Origin of the sequence: Spiroplasma endosymbiont of Anurida maritima (genome assembly GCF_042465095.1) — a bacterium.
Lineage (GTDB): Bacteria > Bacillota_I > Bacilli_A > Mycoplasmatales > Mycoplasmataceae.
Window position 1 is genome coordinate 18,391 of the sequence record NZ_CP102059.1, and the last position, 18,930, is coordinate 37,320.

The window sequence follows — 18,930 nt, forward strand, 5'->3', positions numbered from 1 at the left end:
AAAAAAATCACAAATGTGATTTTTATTTTATTTCTGGCAAAATATATGCTCCAAGTAAGTTTGCGTCGTTAAAGCCTTTTGCAGCTACAACGTTGAAATGTTTTGGAATATTTAATTTTTCATAAAGTCTTTTACACTCTAAATTTATATTTTTGATATATAAATTGTTTTTACTAATACCACCACCAATTACAAATAGTTCTGGATCAATAACAAAAGAAATATTTACAATCATTTTAGCTGCACTAAAAATAACTGCATCTATTATTTTTTTAGCTACTTTATCGTTATCGTATAGCTCAAAAACTTCTTTTGTAGAAATATTAGTATTTTTTTCTTTATTATATAGTTCAGAAATAGTCTTAGCAGAAGCTGATAGTGAAGTATTGATATATTGTTCACCTTTTATATCTTCTATCATGCAGCCAAATTCACCACCTAATAAATTTTTACCTTTATGTAAATTACCGTTAATTATAACGGCTCCACCAATTCCTGTTCCAATAACAACAAAAGCTACATCTTTAAACCCTTTTGCAGACCCAAAGTGATGTTCGTATAAAGCCGCACAATTTGCATCGTTTTCAACGTATACAGGTAAATCATACTCTTTTAAATCTTTTTTAAAGTTAACAAGTTCAAAGTTTTTAACAGCAGACAATCCGCTAATATCACCTGTTGAAGAGTTAATTATTCCACAAGCAGATATACAAATATCTGTAAACTTATAATCTTTTACATATAAGTTAAGCTTTTCTTTAATTTGCTTTAACAAATCTAATCCATTTGTATAATTTGGATATAATATTTCATCTTTTTTAATAATTTTACCGTTATCCACAACAGCTATTTTAGTAGACATACCACCGATATCAAACGCTATACGCATATCTATTTGACCTCTACTTGATTTATAACATTAAACAAATCTTCTTTGGTATTTGATTCTAATAATTGTTTTCTAAAATCATCAACAACCAATTTACGAGCGATACTACTTAAAATTTTAATATGTTGGTTTTCACCACCACTATCAGGAATTGCTAAAGCAATAGCTACTTTAACTTTTGAATCATCAATTGATTTTCATTCAATACCTTCATTAAAAGTTATAACAAAAACTCCAGGTTTACTAATTTCTTTTATTCTTGCATGAGGAATAGCAATTCCATCATTAAACCCAGTTGTTCCCTCTTTTTCTCTTTTAATTAATCCTTTATACGCTTTTTTTTCATTAGAACAAAATCCTAACTCAAAATATTTTTTAGCCAAAAATTGAAATACTTCTTTTTGAGAACTAAAATCTTGTTTTACAAAAACATGTTCTATATTTAATATATCTTTATTCATTTTTCTCCTTGGTAATTATTATTTTCATAAATATATTGTTGCTATTTGATATGGTTTTAATTTTAATTCATTAATGTTTTTTGATAAAATTTCTTCCAATGAATTTGTAATTGAAAAACTTTTTTCTTTATCATTAATTGAAAAAATTGAATCATTATTTGAATTGTTAAATAATCTAATTATATAACCAGTCTTATCATAAGATTCTTTTACAGATTTTACAATAATATTATCATCTTGATTATCTACTTTAAATAAAGTGTCTAAAGATTTAATTTTAATTTTTTCCTCAATCATTAGAAAACGATCAAATCTTTTTTTNNCTAAGTTATTAAAAGACTGATTTTGATAAAATACTATATTGGTATTTTTTTCTTCTGCAATTTTTCAGATATTTTTATTACTTCTTACATTAAATCAAGCAAAATCAAAATTAAGCTTTGTGTTATCTAAACTTGAATAATATGTGTTAATACTGAATTCAGAAGTCCCAGAAGCTCTTCCTGGTCTTCATAATAAATTATTTTTACCTAATACATTTACAGCCCTATATAAAGTAATATGAATTTCTTTATTGTTTAAAATTTCATACTCATTATTACCTTTTGTAACCATTCCAACTTTACCTTTAACAGATTCAAGATAAACATATGATTCATTTGTTTCAATAGCCACAGGTTTTTCTGGTCAATTTTCATTTTTTCAAATACTTAAATCATTTTTTAAATCTACAGGTCTTTTGATTTCTGAATATGCCTGATTAGCAAATGAATATTTATTATCCATATCACTATCAACTGCAATTCTTCAACGAATTTCACTCGCTTTATTGATTGTTTCAATTTGTACATCCATGGGATTTGATTCAAATATTTTAAATGTTAATTTAAATGTTTGTTTAACTAAATCTTCAGAATTAATTTTTTTAGGAACTTCATATGTATTGTTTATAATTATTTCTTTATAATTTGAAAAATCTTTACATACATGATCTGACTTTAATAATTTAGAAATAACTTTATTTTCTTCTGTAAGAGGAGAATAATCATAAGAGTCTCCTCCATCATGATCTGCATATATTCTAAACTGATTTTTTAAATTAATATTATTTTTTTTATCAAAAATATTTAAAGTTCCATTTTCAACTGAAAACTTATAATAATCATTTTCGATAAAGTTATTTGTTAAGATATGTTTTTGATTTATATCTTTTTGTTCAATAAAGTCGAGTTTTATAAAACTCATAGCACTTGTTTTCAATCCTAAAAATCTAATAGTTGTAGAATAAAAACCTTTTGCTTCTTGATATGTTTCTCCATTTTCCGTTGCATTAACTATCATTCCATCATTGTGAAAGTTTTGTTTAATAACTGCAAAGTCAACATTCTTATTATTGTGTTTAATTTTAAAGTTTTTAAATGGTGTAAAAACTTTAATTTCTTTTTGAAGATAAACATCACTAGTCATTGGATTAAATAATAATACAGATAAATCTTTTAATTTGATTTTTTTAGAAATAGTTTTAATAATTTTTGTAATTTCAGAATCAATTAAATTTTTTGCCTTTGATAAACGATTATGAATATCAGAGTTTGTATCATCACTGTTACATCCACCGATACTATCATGGGCTTGTGAAATTAATATTCACTTCATAGCTTGAGTAATAGTTTCGGTAGGGTACCTCCCCCTAAGCTATTNTCAATATACTCCCAATGGTTCTAAGTTATTGTATAAATTATATTCTGTTTCTTTCATTAATTTTTTAATATCATATCTTTGAGAATTAATTGTCTTATGAATTCTAGCCATTGAAGGAGATTTTAACTCCCCTTCTACAACTTTCAATGGCGCATCTTTTACTTGAGCAAAAAATTCATCATAGTCACTCATAATTCATTCATCATCACTAATCTCATTAACTTTTTCAAAAAATTCTGGTGTTAAATTAGCAATTGGGGCTTGATCACCTCCCAAAGGAAGCAAAATATTGTTGTTTGTGTTTGTTGTTTTGTTTTTTAATTGTTCCAAAATAGGTGTAAAGTTTTCTAAAAATGTTTTTGCATCTTTTTTNNTCATAGTTTTTTTATTTAAATTTAAGTATGGAAAAAATGAACCCATAACTCAATATCCAAAATAAAAATTATATGCTGTAATTTCTGTTCCATCAACACCCTTTCATGAGTGCAATGTATTTTTTTTCTATAANNTTTCATTTTTTCTAACACCTCTTCAATAAATAAAATTATCTAAACTAAATGATTTATATATCTGAGGCATTTGACTATTGTGCCCAAACGAATCTGGAACATATGCTGTTTTTAAATAATCAGCTTCATATTTTTTAGAAATATTTATACCGTAAAGTAAATTTCTAATAACAGATTCTGATGTAATGTTAAAAAAGTCTGGTTGTGTATATCACGGACCTACAATTAACTTTTTTGCTTTTGCTAATTTTTTAATTTTATTTAAATCTTCTGGATAGTAATTTATATGATCATCTATCACAGAAATTTGTCCATCATACGTAAAACTTTTGTACTTCTTGTCTTTTCCCAAAATTTTAATGATATTTTTTATATTTGAAGAAAGCAAGATATCGCTATCTTGCTTTGTAAAATATCATTCTTTATCTCAGTGTGTATGAGGCACAATAAAAATTTTTCATTTCATTACTTTTACCTTGCTCACTTTTTTTATTAATTGATTATTTTTTTTTATTAATTGATTATTTTTTTGGTTTTTTAAATATACGTTTAATTCTTAAACCAAAGTCTTTTGTTGCTACTCATTTACCAATAAAGTAATTTTTTGTACCGTTATAAGCTCAAACTCAATATTTTTTCTGTTCACCAAATCAGTTGCTAAATGCTTTTTTAAATCATTGTCCAATTTTTACAAAAACAACATTTGGCTTTTTAAAGAATAATTTTGTATTTTCTCTTAAACGTTTGTTACGTTCTTTTTTATGTTTCTTTTCAAGTAAGAATTCTTCATAATCAGCACCTTTTATTCGACGTTTTGTAAATCCAACAATTAATGCTGTTGTTAGAATACCTAAAGCAATTGGAATAATTCATCCAAATGGTCAACCTAAGAAGCCATCAATTCTAATTAATCCTAAGAATACACCTAATGGAGAACCAATTCCCGCCGCAAATTTAGCGTTCATTAAAGTTACACCAACACCGGCAACAGCTGCCCCAACTACGTTAGCAAAAATAACTCTTAATGGATCTGAGGCCGCAAATGGAATTGCTCCTTCAGTAATACCCATAGCCCCTTGTCCAAGTGCGGCTTTTCCCATAGTTCTTTCACTTCTTGTAAATTTATTTTTAAACATAATAGTTGCTAATCACATTCCTAACGGAGGAACAGAAATAGCAGCTTGTGTTGCTGTTCCTGGCACAAAGTTAGCATCTCAGTAACCTCCACCATTTGCCATAGCAGTTGCTAATGATTGATAGAAGATAACTGTCCCAAAAACTAGAGCAGTTTTATTAAATGGACCACCTAAGTCTAAAGCAATCATAATTGATACAACCAAAGCTATTATGATGGAAGTACCAGCAAACTTCATTTGTAGTTCTGTTAATCCATCAAATAATCCCATAACTAAGTTAGCTATTGGTTCTCCAATAACAAATTTTGTAAATGTTGCCATAATAAATACAGCAATAACTGGAATAATCATTAAAGGTACTACTGGTTTTAAAAATTTAGGTCATGGTAATACTTTTAACAATGAAACTAAGTAACCAGATAATAATCCAATTACAATCGCTCCTAAGAATCCAGCACCTGGTTCAATTACTGAGTTAGGAGAAACAGGAACTGATACACCTAACATTTCATTATCGTTAATAATTCATCCAGCAATTAACGCTGGTGCTATTCCCGGTCTATCAGCAATTGAATAAGCAATGAAAGCTGCAAACAGCGGAATCATTAATTTAAATCCTAATCCCCCAATATCCATTAAAAATTGTGGTAATTTTCTAGTTCATAATACTCAATTTTCTGTATAATCACCAACAGCATCGTAGTATTCTGTTTGGAAGGCAAATAAATTGGCAATCGCCATCAATAGTCCCCCAGCAATTGTTAATGGTAAAATTCAAGATATACCTGTCATCATATGTGAAAGTACACCTTTTTTCTTTGTAGCTCCAATTGTGAAAGCTCCAACTTTTGTTCCTTTTGACCCCTGAATAATACCTTTTTCTCAAGCTGTATTAATTAATTTTTCAGGATTTTTTATTGCATCATTAACACCTGTTAAAAATACTTTTTTNNTACCGTTAAAACGAGATACATCTATTTTTACATCAGCTGCAATAATAATTAAATCAGCTTTTGCTAGTTGTTCATCCGTTATAACATTTTCAGAACCAATAGTACCTTGTGTTTCAACGTTAACATTGATGTTCATTTTTTTAGCTGCTTTTTCAATTGAATCAGCGGCCATATATGTATGAGCTACTCCAGCTGCACAAGCTGTTATAGCCACAATGTTATTCAATCCACTTATAGTACTTTGGTTTGAATCTATAGAATTATCATCTGTACTTGTATCTTTAAGTTCTTTGATGTTATCTTCTTTACTCATAACTATTTCCTTTCTAATTGCTTATAATTTTACATATCTACAGATACATAAAAAGCAACTGGTTCTGAATCTTTATGAATTGATGTATTTGGGTTAAAAGAAATTAAAAAATAAGCTTTTGAAATTGTTCCTTCAAATCCATATTCATCAGTTACATAATGATCTAGTTGATTTTGATTAATTATTGATACATTTTCCGCAGTTTTAATGTTACTTCCATCATCTAATTTATCACTATTAGTAAAACTTGCGTTTTTTAATTGTTTTTTATCGTCCCCGTGACCAAAGTCCGCTTCCTCAACATAACTATTTTCTTCAGTATCATGTGTTGAAAGTCATTCTGTTGCTAATGTTTCTGAACCCGAATCAGGTAATGTTATTTGATAGTCAGCCAATCTCGCTGTAAAATAAATTGAATTAAATACTTCTAAATACTTATACAAATCATTGTCTTCTTCAATTAAACTTGTTTCTCCGTCAAATGAAATACCTGACATAACTAATGATGTAAAACTAGTTGCAATTGCTGCATTTATTGGATCAACAATATTTCTTGAAGCTTCTGAAATAAGTGATTGATCAACATTTTCATCTTTTAGTTTACGTAAGTTAACAATTGAATCTGTTGAAAATGAAGCCCCAGTACCTTCTAATGAAATTACATCTGCACTATTTTTGGCATCTTCACTATATACTTGTAAAATATCTGTAATTTTATCAACTGGTATTGGAGGCACTTTATAAGAAGCACAAGCAACAACCGTTGCAGCTGATATAGCTGTAATTCCTAAAGCTCCAAATATCGATAATAATTTTTTCATATATACACCTTTCATATACTTAATAAATTGTTACTACATTTATATTGTATATATAAAAAAAAAATAAAAAATATGTTCTTCATATTTTTTATTTTTTGGAATATTATTCTAATTCTTTTCATATATTCAAGAATGCATTTCTTCACGGAAATCTTTAATAGTTTTATACTTTTCTTTATTCATTATATACAATAGTGTTTTTATGTAATTATTAAAAAAGATAAATGAATTTAAAGGAGACAATAATAGATCTTTGTCTAAAATATCAATTCTCTTCATAATGTTATCGATTTCAATATAACTATCAACAATTTTAATTAATTGCGATTTAGTATTTGATGTAATTAAAAATATTTTTACTTGATTCTCTGTAAGTTTTTTAATTCTTTTTGTTCAATTTATTACATTTTTATCGATCCCACGTAAAGAATAAACTATTACAATATCTCCTTTTGTAATTTCTTTGATTCTTGTTGCATCTTCATATCGTTCATTGTTTACTAAATTGAATGTAATGTTTAATTTTGTAAATAAGCCTGAAATATCTTTGATCGCTAATTTTGAATAGCCAAATCCCAATCCATAAATATTATTAGCTTTTGTAATGTGATTTATTAAATCAGTTATTTTATCAAATTGTTTTTCTAATAGTAATCTGTTAACAATATTTGATTCTTTAGTTATTTTGTGTAAAGCATAATTGGGATTAATGTCTACATTTTGATTATTCATTTTTTGAATAAATTCTTCACCATTATTAAAACCTAAATAAAATATAAATTCACGAGAGTTATTAAATCCTAACTTTTTAAAAAAAGTATATACAAAACTAACACCAACTCCATATAACTTTGCAATTTCTGGAATGGGTTTTTCTAAAAATATATTAATATTCTTTGTCGCAAAATTATAAAATTCTATTTGATTTTTATTTAAAGAACCTAAATTAATTTTTCTATCTTTATCAATGTTCATTTTACTCCTCAAAAAATATTAATTTAATATAAAAAAAATCATCAATGATGATTTTAGTTTTTAATGTTTAAAACTTTTTTCACTTCATCAACAATACTTTTAAATTCTGTTGGGTTGTGAATTGCTAATTCAGATAACATTTTTCTGTTAATTTCAATGTTAGCTTTGTGAATTCCGTCCATGAATTTTGAATATGATAATCCATGTTCTCTCACAGCAGCGTTAATTCTTTGAATTCATAATGATCTGAATTCTCTTTTTCTTTGTTTACGATCTCTATAAGCATATGCTAAAGATTTCATAACTTGTTCATTAGCTTTTTTATAAAGTTTAGATTTTGCACCATAATAACCACTCGCTTGTTTAATTATTTTTTTCTTCTGCGTCTAGTTTTATAGCCACCTTTTACTCTTGCCATAATTTATTACTCTCCTTTTTTTCTTAAACTAAATCTTTTAATCTTGATTGATCAGATTTGCTTACCAATCCCGCTTTACTTAAGTGACGTTTTTGTTTAGTACTTTTGTTTTGTGCTAAATGTGATGTAAAAGCATTGTGTCTTTTTCACTTACCAGTTCCAGTAACTTTAACTCTTTTCTTTAAAGCACTTTTTGTTTTCATTTTAGGCATGATAAACCTCCTCTTATAATTTTATATATTTTACTATTTGCTAGTTTTAGGTACGATGTACATATCCATGAAAGGTCCACTTAATTTGGGAGCACTGTCAATTTTTGCAATATCTTCTAAATAAGAAAAGAACTTATTCAATGTTTCAATACCATATTGTGGTTTAGCAATTTCTCTACCTCTGAACTTTAAAGAAATCTTTACTCTAGAACCATCTTCAATAAAACCACGAACTTTTTTTGCTTTAAATTCAATATCGTGATCACCAATTCCATTACGTAAACGCATTTCTTTGATATCAACAACGTGTTGATTTTTTTTAGATTCTTTTAATTTCTTTTTACTTTCATATTTTCATTTACCGTAATCTAATATTTTAGCTACGGGCATGTTTGAGTTTGCCGAAACAATTAATAGATCCAATCCTAGTTCACCAGCTATCGTCATAGCTTCTTGTTTAGAAACAGGACCTTTTCTTTCACCATCAGGTAAAACAATTAACATTTCTTTAAATCTAATATTCTCATTTACAAGATCTTTATTTTTAACGTTTTTAACGTTTTTCTGCACAGTTAATATACCTCCATAAAAAAAGAAAAGCATTATCGTGAAGATAGCTTTTCTTTTTTTATTCAAATGAATAAAATTTGAAAACAACCAAATACCACATTTAAGGGCTTATAGGCGAGCTATACAGCTTCTTCATATTTAATTCCTTTTAATAATAATATAATAATTAATAAAAATCAATCTTTTTAGATTAAATAAAATAAAAGATTTTAAACAAAGTTTAAAATCTTTTATTAGTTCTAGCGATTTTTTTTAAGTGCTTTTAACTTATAAATGCGCTTTTCTTTTTTTGACATAAAGTGCTCTCTTTNTTTAGCTTCTTTTCTTTTTACAGAAGAGATTTTACTAAAACGTTTCAAAGCTTTGTCTAGCGTTTCGCCATCTTTTACGATAACAGTAGCCATTTTTTATCACCCCAATATCTATTAAATACTTGATAATAATAACATATTTTTTTAAAAAATAATATTAATATGATACTTCTTTATTTGAAGTTCCAACTTTTTCAAAAATGTCATTTTCGAATTTTTTAGTTCCATTAATAACACATAGTAATGGTTCATCAGCTACCCTAACTGGTAATGAAAGAGTTTCTGAAATATAACGATCAATATTTTTGATTTTAGCACTTCCACCACAAAGTGTAATTCCATTACGGAAAATGTCTCCAGCCAATTCTGGTGGTGTTTGTTCTAATATTTTAACAATTAACTCAATAATTTTTGTTATCGGAACTTTTAATACTTCTCTAATTTCACTTGGTGAAACTTCAATTTCTCTTGGTAATCCAGAAACAACATCACGTCCATAAACTTTAATTTTTCTTTCATCATTATATTTAACTAAAGAACCAATTTCAGTTTTAATTTGTTCAGCTGTTCTTTCACCAATTTCCAATCCGTGTTGTGAACGAATGTATTTTAAAACTTCTAATGTTAAGAAATTACCAGCAACTTTTACAGAATCAGAAACTACTAAATCACCTGATGTAATAACAGCAATATCAGTTGTTCCCCCACCCATATCAACAATAAATTGTCCTGTTGGTTTATTAATATCAATGTTAGCTCCTAAAGCTGACATTTTTACTTCTTCTTCAATATAAACATGTTTTGCTCCAAAACTATGTCCAATTTTAACTAATGCTTTTTTTTCAAGTTCTGTACAAACAGATGGACTAGCCATTAAAATCACTGAATTTTTTAAATCTTTTTTTAAACCTAATCTTGTGAAAATATAGTTTAATTGCGCTTGAGTAGCTCTAACATCTGTAATAACACCATCAACCATTGGTCTTACAACTCTAATTGATTTATTACCTTTACCTACTAATTTTGCAGCTTCTTTACCTACTGCAAAAATTTTGTTTTCTTTAATATTATAAGCAACAATTGATGGTTCATTATAAATAACACCGATTCCACTTAAATAAACAAGTGTATGTGCTGTCCCTAAATCAATTGATATATACTTCATTTTGTTACTTCCTGTATTTATTATAGCCATTTTATCTCCTTACATGCTTAAAAACTTCTACAACTATTATTATATACAAAATTTATTTTTTTTACATAGAAATTTTATAATTAGATATAAGTTTTAGTATAAAAATTCTATATTTTTAACATCGAATTCCCTTAAATAAACCAAAAAGGAAAGTTTATGTAGTATTATTTTTATAGAGTTTATAAAAATAAGAGGTGTAAAATGAACAAAATAATTAAGGAAAATATTAAATTAGAAAAAATAAGACAAAACAAACACATAGAACTTATAGCTTCTGAAAACTATACATCTAAAAGTGTAAGAAAAATTACAGGAAGTATACTAACTAATAAATATGCTGAGGGTTATCCTGGAAGACGTTATTATGGTGGATGTGAATTTATAGATAAAATTGAACAATTAGCAATTGATAAAGCGAAAGAATTATTTAATGCAGAATATGCAAACGTACAACCCCACTCAGGAACTCAAGCAAATACAGCAGTTTATTTAGCTGTATTAAAACCAAAAGATAAGGTTGTTGGAATGAGTTTAAATTCTGGTGGTCACTTAACACACGGAAGTAAAGTAAATATTTCTGGAATATTATATGATTTTGCAGGATATGATGTTGATCCAAAAACACAAGAACTTGATTATGAACAAGTTGAAGAATTATGTTTAAAAGAAAAACCAAAATTAATTATTGCTGGAGCAAGTGCGTATTCATTAAAAATTGATTTTAAACGTTTTAGAGAAATTGCCGATAAATGTGGCGCATATTTAATGGTAGATATGGCGCATATTGCGGGATTAGTTGCAGCTGGATTACATCAAAATCCATGTGAATTTGCTGATTTTGTAACAACCACTACTCACAAAACTTTAAGAGGTCCTCGTGGGGGATTAATTTTAGCTAAAAAAGAACATGCAAAGATGATTAATAGCGCAGTCTTTCCGGGAACACAAGGTGGGCCTTTAGAACATATAATTGCTGCAAAAGCACAATGTTTTATTGAAGCTTTAGAACCTGAATTTAAAACTTATCAACAACAAGTTGTTGATAATGCCAAAGCCTTTTGTGATGAGTTTACAAAATTAGGTGTAAAAGTTATTGCTAATGATACAGAAAACCACCAATTTTCTGTTAATGTTAAATCATCTTATGGAATTACTGGAAAAGATGCTGAAGATTTATTAACTGAAATTAATATTATTTGTAATAAAAATATGATCCCGTTTGATGATGAAAAACCAGCTAAATGTTCTGGAATTCGTTTAGGAACACCAGCAATGACAACTAGAGGAATGAATGAAAATCATTTTATAAAATTAGCTAATATAATGAATGAAACATTAAAAAATCATACAGATAAAAACATTATTTTAAATAATAGAAAAGCTGTTGATAAATTAATTAAAAAATTAAAAACTATAAAATAAAAAAAGCACTTAAGTGCTTTTTTTATTTTAATTTATTTTGTTATATTACCCTTTTTTTACTAATCAAAGAATAGCTCCAATTAATGTAATAATGTATGAAATTAATAATACTACTAAAATACCTGTGTTTGTTCCGTTTGGATTTGGAATTAAAACTCCTAAAAATGATAATACTAATCCTACTAAAACAATTATTGATGCTACATATTTTGTAATTCTTCCTTTAAAAAGAATTGCAAAGATAATTTGTACTAATGCGATAAATTGTATTGCTCCTGTACCCTTTGCTCCACTTAATCCGAATCATGAAACGTTACTAAACATTCCTCCAAATAAAGCTGTTAAAAGAGTTAAAACTCCTCCTAAAAAGATTAATCATGCTCCAGCGCTTAATCCTAATGATAAATTTCCTAATTTTCCTTTTGCCATAAATTTATGCCTCCACTAATAATAGAATACCAAAAATATTATTATTTTAAAATAAAAGTTAGTAAAAAACACTTTTTTTTAAGTTAGTAAAAAAAAGAACCATTTATCGGTTCTTTTTTATGCTTTTATTTTTTAGCTTCTGTAAATATTTCATCATATACTTGGTTGTATTGAGAAACTGGGATAATTTTTAAATCTTTTTGAACTTCTTTTGGAATTTCATCTAGATCTTTTAAGTTCTTTTGCGGAATTAAAATTGTTTTTAATCCACTTCTATGAGCTGAAATAGATTTTTCTTTTAATCCACCAATTGGTAAGACATTCCCACGAAGAGTAATCTCTCCTGTCATTCCAACAAAGTTTGATACTTTTTTATGGGCAATCGCACTAATTAAAGCTGTTGTAATTGTAATTCCAGCTGAAGGTCCATCTTTTGGAACAGCCCCTTCAGGAACGTGAATATGAATGTCATTGTTATCAAAAAACTCATTTTCAATTTTAAACTTCTTAGCGTTAGCTTTAATATAATCTAAGGCAATTGAAGCTGATTCTTTCATAACTTCTCCCAATTTACCAGTTAAAATTAAATTTCCTTTACCAGCAAATGTGTTAACCTCGATTGGTAAAATGTCTCCACCATATTGAGTATAAGCTAATCCAGTTACAACACCGATTTGTGATGATGATTCTTTATCAGTGTGTTCATATCTTCTTTTACCTAATAAATCATTTACAACTTTTGCATCAACAACTAAGCTATCCATTTCTTTATTTAACATTTTAACAATAAACTTACGACAAATAGCATTTAAGTCACGCTCTAATTGACGTGCTCCAGCTTCTCTTGTGTAATATTTAATAATTTCCATTACAGCTTCTTCTTTAAAAGTAACTTGTTTTTTTGTTAAACCATTGTTTTCTAAAACTTTTGAAATTAAATGCCCTGTTGCAATATTTAATTTTTCAATTTCTGTATATGATGATAAGTTAATAATTTCCATACGATCAATTAAAGCTTCAGGAATGTTTTCATAGTAGTTAGCAGTCGCAATAAACATTACATCTCCTAAGTCATATGATTCTTCAATATAGTGATCACTAAATGCCGCATTTTGTTCTGGGTCTAATACCTCTAACATTGCACTTGCAGGATCTCCACGATAATCTGATGCCATTTTATCAATTTCATCTAATAAAAATAGTGGGTTAACTGTTTTAGCTTTTTTCATTGATTGGATAATTCTACCAGGTAGTGCTCCAATATATGTTTTACGATGACCACGAATTTCTGATTCATCTTTAACACCACCTAAAGCAACTTTAACAAAGTTACGACCAACAGCTTCAGCAATTGCTTTTGCTAAAGAAGTTTTACCAACACCTGGAGGCCCTACTAAACAAATAATTTGCCCTTTTACAGATTTTGTTAAACTTTTTACAGCTAAGTATTCTAAAATTCTATCTTTAACTTTTTCTAAACCAAAGTGGTGCTTATCTAAAACTTTACGTGCAGTTTTTAAGTTATAGTTTTCTTTAGTTTTTTCATGTCAAGGAATACTAAACATTCAATCAATATATGTTCTAATAATGTTTGATTCACTTGAAGCTTGTGGTAATGTTTCATAACGATCAATTTCTTGTGTTAAACGTTCTTTAATAACTTTCGGGAATGGTTCTTTTGCTAAACGATCTTTATATTTTTTCATTTCGTTTGAAGAATCATCCATTTCCCCTAATTCTTCTTTAATAGCTCTTAATTTTTCTCTTAAGTAATATTCTTTTTGTTGATCATCAACTTTATTTTTTATTTTTAAGTTTATTCTGTCATCAATTTTGTTGTTGTTATCCATGTCCATAAAATTTGTCATTAAAAGTTCTAATCTTTTTTCTACAATTAATTCTTCTAACGCTTTTTGTTTTTTATTAACTGGAATAAATTGTAAATATTGAAAAACAATATCAACAGCTTCACTTGGATCTTTAGTTTCATCAATTGCTGATAAATCACTTTCAGGTAATCCATCATAGCTATTTTTAAAACGTTTCATCATTTGTTTAATCATTGCAAAAAACTCTGTTGGTTTTTCTGATGTTGATTTAACAACTTTTCCAATAGCTTTTATGAATTCTTTTTCATCAGCTTTATTAGTAAATATTTCAATAGTTTTAGCACTAAAACGATCTAATGATTTAAAAGTTGCTGTAATACTACCATCTTCTCACTCCTTAGTGATTTTAACAGTAGCTAATGTTCCGAACTTATAAATATCTTCTAATTTTGGTTCATCTTCTAATGGTTTTTTTTGACTTAGTAAAATAATTTTACCTTCATGATCTTTGATTGACGCTCTAACTGCATCAATTGACATTTGTCTTCCAATTTCTAAAACCTGTGAAAATGTTGGATAAATATAACTTCCCCTTGTTACTAAAACCGGTAAATTTAAATCCTTAGAATTACTTATTAATTTTTTTCTTCCATATTGTTCTCCTATATTATTCTTAACAAAATTATAACAAAAAAATTAGCACTTTCAAGAGGAAATTGCTAATTTTTATTTTTATCCATTGTTTTCGTATAAGAAATCAAATAATTTAGTTTGTTTAACTTGATCTTTAATTTGTGATTCAGAAATTAAGTTTAATTCTTTTAATTTTGATCCTTCAATTCCGTATTGTTTACCTAAGTTATCAAACTCTTGTTCAATATCTTTATCAGTAATTTCAAATGTTTCATTGTTGTTAACGTGTTCAACAATTAATCCATTTTCTAAACGAACTTTAGCATCATTAAATAATTCACTACTAATTTGCTCATCTGTTAGACCAGTTCTTTTTTTGTAAGTTTTTAAGTCAATATTTTGTTGTTTAACTTTTTCTTCAAATTCTTTATATAATTTTTGTGCTTCTTTTTTAATAATTGATTCTGGAATTACTATATTTGAATCTTTAGCTATTGTTCTAAATATTTCTCCAATAAAATCATTTTTACTGTTTGAGATTATTTCTTTCATAACACTATCTTCTGTATATTTAACAAGTTTATCTAAAGTATCAATTCCTTGTAAATTTACATCTTTTGCTAAGTCATCGTTTAATTCAGGTAATTCTTTAACTTGAACTTCTTTAATGTTTAGTTTAAAAGTAGCTGGTTTATTAGCTAATTTTTCTACTTGGTATGTTGATGGGAAAGTAACTTCAATTTCTTTTTTGTCACCTTTTTTCATCCCGATCATTTGTTCTTCGAATCCTGGAATGAATTGTCCACTACCAATTTCTAATACAAAATCTTTTCCAGCTCCACCGTCAAATTTTTTGCCATCCATATAACCTTCAAAGTCAAATTTTACACTATCGCCAGCAGCAATTGCGCCATCTTTATTTTTGAAAATTGCAAATTTTTCTCTAATTTGTAATAAATGTTCTTCAACATGTTTTTTATCTAATACTGGTTTTACTTTTTTAACATTTGTAAATCCTTTGTATTTTTTAATATTTACTTCTGGTTTAATATCAAATTTTATTTCTAAAATATATTCTGTAATGCTTAGCATTTTAACTGATAAATCTGGTGTTGAAAATGGTTGTACATCAGATTTTTGATCTAAAGCAAATTGATATGCTTTATTAACAGCCAATCTATGAGCAGAATCTAAAATTCTACTTTCTGTTAAATGTTTTTTTACTAGGTTTTCTGGTAATTTACCTTTTCTAAAACCTGGTACTTCTATTTCACTTTTAGCTTTACTTTCTGCTTTTTTAATTATTTCTTTTCACTCATCACCCGAGATTTTAACTTCTCAAGTTCCAATACCTTTATTTTCTAATTTAGATGCATTAAATTTCATTTTTATCTCCTTACATAATTAACTTTATTATTATAGCAAATTATTTATTATATTACTTTTTCTCTTGTGAAAAATTCTAAAAATGGGTTTGTTTCAATATTCCCAATATTATTAAAGTGTTTGTCTTTAATTTCTGCAAAGTCTTCTTGTAATGAAAACATTAGCAATATTTTATATACCAAAGCTGATGTAAAAAGAATTTTTTCTTCAACTTTAATAATTTTAGGAAACATCTTATAGTAGTAGTTTTGCAACAAAATTGTTGATGCATTATATAAAGATGCATTATCTACCAAAAATATATCTTCTAACATTTTTTCAATATTTTGATAGACACTATCATCATAAAAAATATTAATATTTTTAGGATTTACCTTAAAAATACCATGGTTTTTAACAACACTTAATTCTTTATCATAATTACTTTTGTTTAAAGCAAATAATAAATTTGTCTTTAAATCATCTTTAAATAATTTACTTTCCAAATAAAACTTAATTTCTTTTTCCAAGGCAAAGGGATTTAAATTTTGTAAATGATAGAAAGCTGCTAAATGAATTTCTTCATCAAATGGAGATGATAAAATTTCTTTTATATCCTCAACCGATCATTGGTTATGTTTAAATGATTTTTCACTAATTTTAGAATGAACCAATTTAAATAAATCTGTTAATTGTTCTTCTACTTCACTTGGAACATATGGTAAATTTAACTCTTCGTTTATTAAATTTAAAGCTTTTTCTAATGAGTTTTCATTTACTAATTGTTCAATTTCTTTTATTACTTCTTTATAATAATTATTCATTATTTCTCCTGTTGTTAAAATAAAAACTATAAACAAATAAAAAAATGGCACCCATGAAGGGATTCGAACCCCTGACCCTACGCTTAGAAGGCGTATGCTCTATCCACTGAGCTACATGGGTATATTGCCTTAATTATAATATCATAATTTATTTTTTTTTCTAATATATAAATAAAAAAAACAAGAATTCTTGTTTTTTTTATTTATATATTTTTAAAAAGTCTACTTTATAGCAGCTTTTGCTACTTTTACAACTTCTAATAATTTTTCACATGATATTTCAAATTTCTTTTGTTCATCATCTGTAATGTTTCATTCAATAATTTTTGTTCAACCATGACTATTAACAACTGCTGGAACACCAACGTAAAGCCCTTTGTATTTTCCACCATATTCATGATTTAATTGTGCCCCAATAATTAAAGTGCTGTTTTCGTTTCTTAAAATAGCTCTAACAATTTTTGCTAAAGATACACCAATTCCATAAAATGTTGATCTTTTTTTCTCGATTATTTTATAAGCCATATGAATTGCATCATAAGCCATAGTATCTAATTCTTTTTGTGTTACTCTATTTTCTAACATATATTGTTTAATTGTTTTACCCATAATGTTTGACATTGATCAAACAGGAACAGATGAATCTCCATGTTCTCCTAAAATTCACGCATTAATTGTGTTTGGATTAACATTAAATTTATCAGCTAGCAATCTCATAAGACGACCCGAATCTAATAAAGTCCCTGAACTTATAACTTTATTTGGTTCAAATTTTGTTACTTCTTGATAAACATTTGTTAATACATCAACTGGGTTAGAAGCTACAATTGTTATCCCATCAAATCCAGACTTCTTAATATTTAAAGCAATTTCCTTCATAATCTTTGCATTGTCGGCAACCATTTCTAATCTAGTTTCTCCTGGTTTTTGTGGTCTACCTGCTGTAATAACAATTATATCTACATCTTTAAGGTCTTTATAATCCCCTTTTTGAATTGAATTAAATGGTAAGGGTAAATTAGCCATAGTATCCGCTAAATCTAATGCATTTCCTTCAGCTGCATCTTCAAATTTATCAATTAAAATATAATCTTGGGCTAAACCTTGATTAATTGCTGCATATAAAAAACTAGTCCCTACTGCTCCAGCTCCAATTAAGGCAATTTTATGATTTTTAATACTCATATCTTATTCTCCTTTTTTTGTAATTTATTCTTTTTTTTCTTTTTACTCTTATATTTTACTCCTATATTTTTATTTAAATAAAATTACTTTATAATTTTATTTAAATAAACTGCAAATAACGTAAAATATGCGTAATTTTGTATTAAAATATAGATATAAATAACTTAAGGAGAAATATGAAAAATATTTATAGTTTTTTTAGAAAATTAAAAATAATTTTTAATATTACAACTATTCAAAAAATAGATGTTTTTCATAATGAAATATTAAACTTAAGTGAAAACGTTATTAAAGAAAACTTTAAAGAAGAAATTATAGATGAAATCAAAATAAAACATGACGATTTTAATGATGCATTAATAATTAACAATAATAAACAAAACAAAAATATTATTAAAAAAATCAGTAAAATAATTAAAAATAAAGGATCAAAATTATTCTGTTTATTGAAAGCTAATAATTTAGTTTATAACTAGCTTTTATTATTGAATAAATTAAATACTTAAATAAATAAAATAACTTAAATACTTAATATAAATAAAATAACTTAAATACTTAATATAAATAAAATAACTTAAATACTTAATATAAATAAAATAACTTAAATACTTAATATAAATAAAATAACTTAAATACTTAATATAAATAAAATAACTTAAATACTTAAATAAATAAAATAACTTAAATACTTAATATAAATAAAATAACTTAAATACTTAATATAAATAAAATAACTTAAATACTTAATATAAATAAAATAACTTAAATACTTAATATAA

18 protein-coding genes, 1 tRNA gene and 1 pseudogene are annotated in these 18,930 nt (G+C 26.4%); 2 read left to right on the forward strand and 18 right to left on the reverse strand.

The genetic code is table 4. From position 1 onward, the window contains the following. Positions 1 to 22 precede the first annotated feature (22 nt). From NPX79_RS00120 to NPX79_RS00175, 12 genes and pseudogenes are all read right to left on the reverse strand, one after another. Entirely contained in the window at positions 23 to 889 is an 867-nt protein-coding gene (locus NPX79_RS00120; RefSeq protein WP_381415120.1) for an ROK family protein, read from the reverse strand. A 2-nt stretch (positions 890 to 891) separates the two neighbouring features. Then, positions 892 to 1,350 (reverse strand): PTS sugar transporter subunit IIA, encoded by a 459-nt coding sequence (locus tag NPX79_RS00125; protein ID WP_381415121.1) that lies wholly within the window; start codon positions 1,348 to 1,350, stop codon positions 892 to 894. Between the two features lie 18 nt (positions 1,351 to 1,368). After that, positions 1,369 to 3,006 carry a glycoside hydrolase family 38 C-terminal domain-containing protein gene (locus NPX79_RS00130; RefSeq protein WP_381415122.1) on the reverse strand — a complete coding sequence of 546 codons (1,638 nt, stop codon included), beginning with the start codon at positions 3,004 to 3,006 and terminating at the stop codon, positions 1,369 to 1,371. Between the two features lie 546 nt (positions 3,007 to 3,552). Continuing rightward, on the reverse strand, positions 3,553 to 4,026 hold the full coding sequence (locus NPX79_RS00135) for a hypothetical protein (RefSeq protein ID WP_381415123.1): 474 nt from the start codon (positions 4,024 to 4,026) through the stop codon (positions 3,553 to 3,555). Between the two features lie 55 nt (positions 4,027 to 4,081). After that, the gene (locus NPX79_RS00140) at positions 4,082 to 5,821 is read right to left on the reverse strand and encodes a PTS fructose transporter subunit IIC (protein ID WP_381415464.1); all 1,740 of its coding nucleotides are present in this window, start codon (positions 5,819 to 5,821) and stop codon (positions 4,082 to 4,084) included. Positions 5,822 to 5,991: 170 nt separating this feature from the next. Continuing rightward, positions 5,992 to 6,783 carry a lipoprotein gene (locus NPX79_RS00145; RefSeq protein ID WP_381415124.1) on the reverse strand — a complete coding sequence of 264 codons (792 nt, stop codon included), beginning with the start codon at positions 6,781 to 6,783 and terminating at the stop codon, positions 5,992 to 5,994. 108 nt (positions 6,784 to 6,891) lie between these two features. Further along, complete coding sequence (locus NPX79_RS00150) at positions 6,892 to 7,758, reverse strand: MurR/RpiR family transcriptional regulator (RefSeq protein WP_381415125.1); 867 nt, start codon at positions 7,756 to 7,758, stop codon at positions 6,892 to 6,894. Positions 7,759 to 7,811: 53 nt separating this feature from the next. Continuing rightward, a pseudogene (rplT, locus tag NPX79_RS00155) lies at positions 7,812 to 8,176 on the reverse strand (50S ribosomal protein L20). A 23-nt stretch (positions 8,177 to 8,199) separates the two neighbouring features. Beyond that, positions 8,200 to 8,388 (reverse strand): 50S ribosomal protein L35, encoded by a 189-nt coding sequence (rpmI, locus tag NPX79_RS00160; RefSeq protein ID WP_381415126.1) that lies wholly within the window; start codon positions 8,386 to 8,388, stop codon positions 8,200 to 8,202. 33 nt (positions 8,389 to 8,421) lie between these two features. Further along, on the reverse strand, positions 8,422 to 8,958 hold the full coding sequence (gene infC, locus NPX79_RS00165; protein WP_381415127.1) for a translation initiation factor IF-3: 537 nt from the start codon (positions 8,956 to 8,958) through the stop codon (positions 8,422 to 8,424). A gap of 239 nt (positions 8,959 to 9,197) precedes the next feature. Continuing rightward, positions 9,198 to 9,362, reverse strand: a complete 165-nt coding sequence (gene rpsU / locus NPX79_RS00170; protein ID WP_381415128.1) for a 30S ribosomal protein S21 — start codon at positions 9,360 to 9,362, stop codon at positions 9,198 to 9,200. 64 nt (positions 9,363 to 9,426) lie between these two features. Continuing rightward, complete coding sequence (locus NPX79_RS00175; protein ID WP_381415129.1) at positions 9,427 to 10,464, reverse strand: rod shape-determining protein; 1,038 nt, start codon at positions 10,462 to 10,464, stop codon at positions 9,427 to 9,429. A 201-nt stretch (positions 10,465 to 10,665) separates the two neighbouring features. Between NPX79_RS00175 and glyA the strand changes: the two genes are divergently transcribed. Then, on the forward strand, positions 10,666 to 11,886 hold the full coding sequence (gene glyA / locus NPX79_RS00180) for a serine hydroxymethyltransferase (protein WP_381415130.1): 1,221 nt from the start codon (positions 10,666 to 10,668) through the stop codon (positions 11,884 to 11,886). 45 nt (positions 11,887 to 11,931) lie between these two features. Here the strand turns inward: glyA and NPX79_RS00185 are convergent, their stop codons facing one another. The 6 genes from NPX79_RS00185 to NPX79_RS00210 all read right to left on the reverse strand — a co-directional run bounded on the left by NPX79_RS00185 (position 11,932) and on the right by NPX79_RS00210 (position 18,145). After that, a complete protein-coding gene (locus NPX79_RS00185) occupies positions 11,932 to 12,315 on the reverse strand; it encodes a hypothetical protein (protein ID WP_381415131.1) in 384 nt (127 codons plus the stop codon). Positions 12,316 to 12,440: 125 nt separating this feature from the next. Continuing rightward, complete coding sequence (gene lon, locus NPX79_RS00190) at positions 12,441 to 14,762, reverse strand: endopeptidase La (RefSeq protein WP_381415465.1); 2,322 nt, start codon at positions 14,760 to 14,762, stop codon at positions 12,441 to 12,443. A gap of 114 nt (positions 14,763 to 14,876) precedes the next feature. Then, positions 14,877 to 16,163 (reverse strand): trigger factor, encoded by a 1,287-nt coding sequence (gene tig, locus NPX79_RS00195; RefSeq protein WP_381415132.1) that lies wholly within the window; start codon positions 16,161 to 16,163, stop codon positions 14,877 to 14,879. A gap of 47 nt (positions 16,164 to 16,210) precedes the next feature. Continuing rightward, the gene (locus NPX79_RS00200) at positions 16,211 to 16,966 is read right to left on the reverse strand and encodes a DUF3196 family protein (protein WP_381415133.1); all 756 of its coding nucleotides are present in this window, start codon (positions 16,964 to 16,966) and stop codon (positions 16,211 to 16,213) included. A gap of 45 nt (positions 16,967 to 17,011) precedes the next feature. After that, a tRNA-Arg gene (locus NPX79_RS00205) sits at positions 17,012 to 17,087 on the reverse strand. A gap of 101 nt (positions 17,088 to 17,188) precedes the next feature. Beyond that, positions 17,189 to 18,145 carry an L-lactate dehydrogenase gene (locus NPX79_RS00210; protein WP_381415466.1) on the reverse strand — a complete coding sequence of 319 codons (957 nt, stop codon included), beginning with the start codon at positions 18,143 to 18,145 and terminating at the stop codon, positions 17,189 to 17,191. A 182-nt stretch (positions 18,146 to 18,327) separates the two neighbouring features. Here NPX79_RS00210 and NPX79_RS00215 point away from each other — a divergent pair, with 182 nt between their 5' ends. Then, positions 18,328 to 18,627, forward strand: coding sequence for a hypothetical protein (locus tag NPX79_RS00215; RefSeq protein ID WP_381415134.1), 300 nt, complete (start codon positions 18,328 to 18,330; stop codon positions 18,625 to 18,627). Positions 18,628 to 18,930 lie beyond the last annotated feature (303 nt).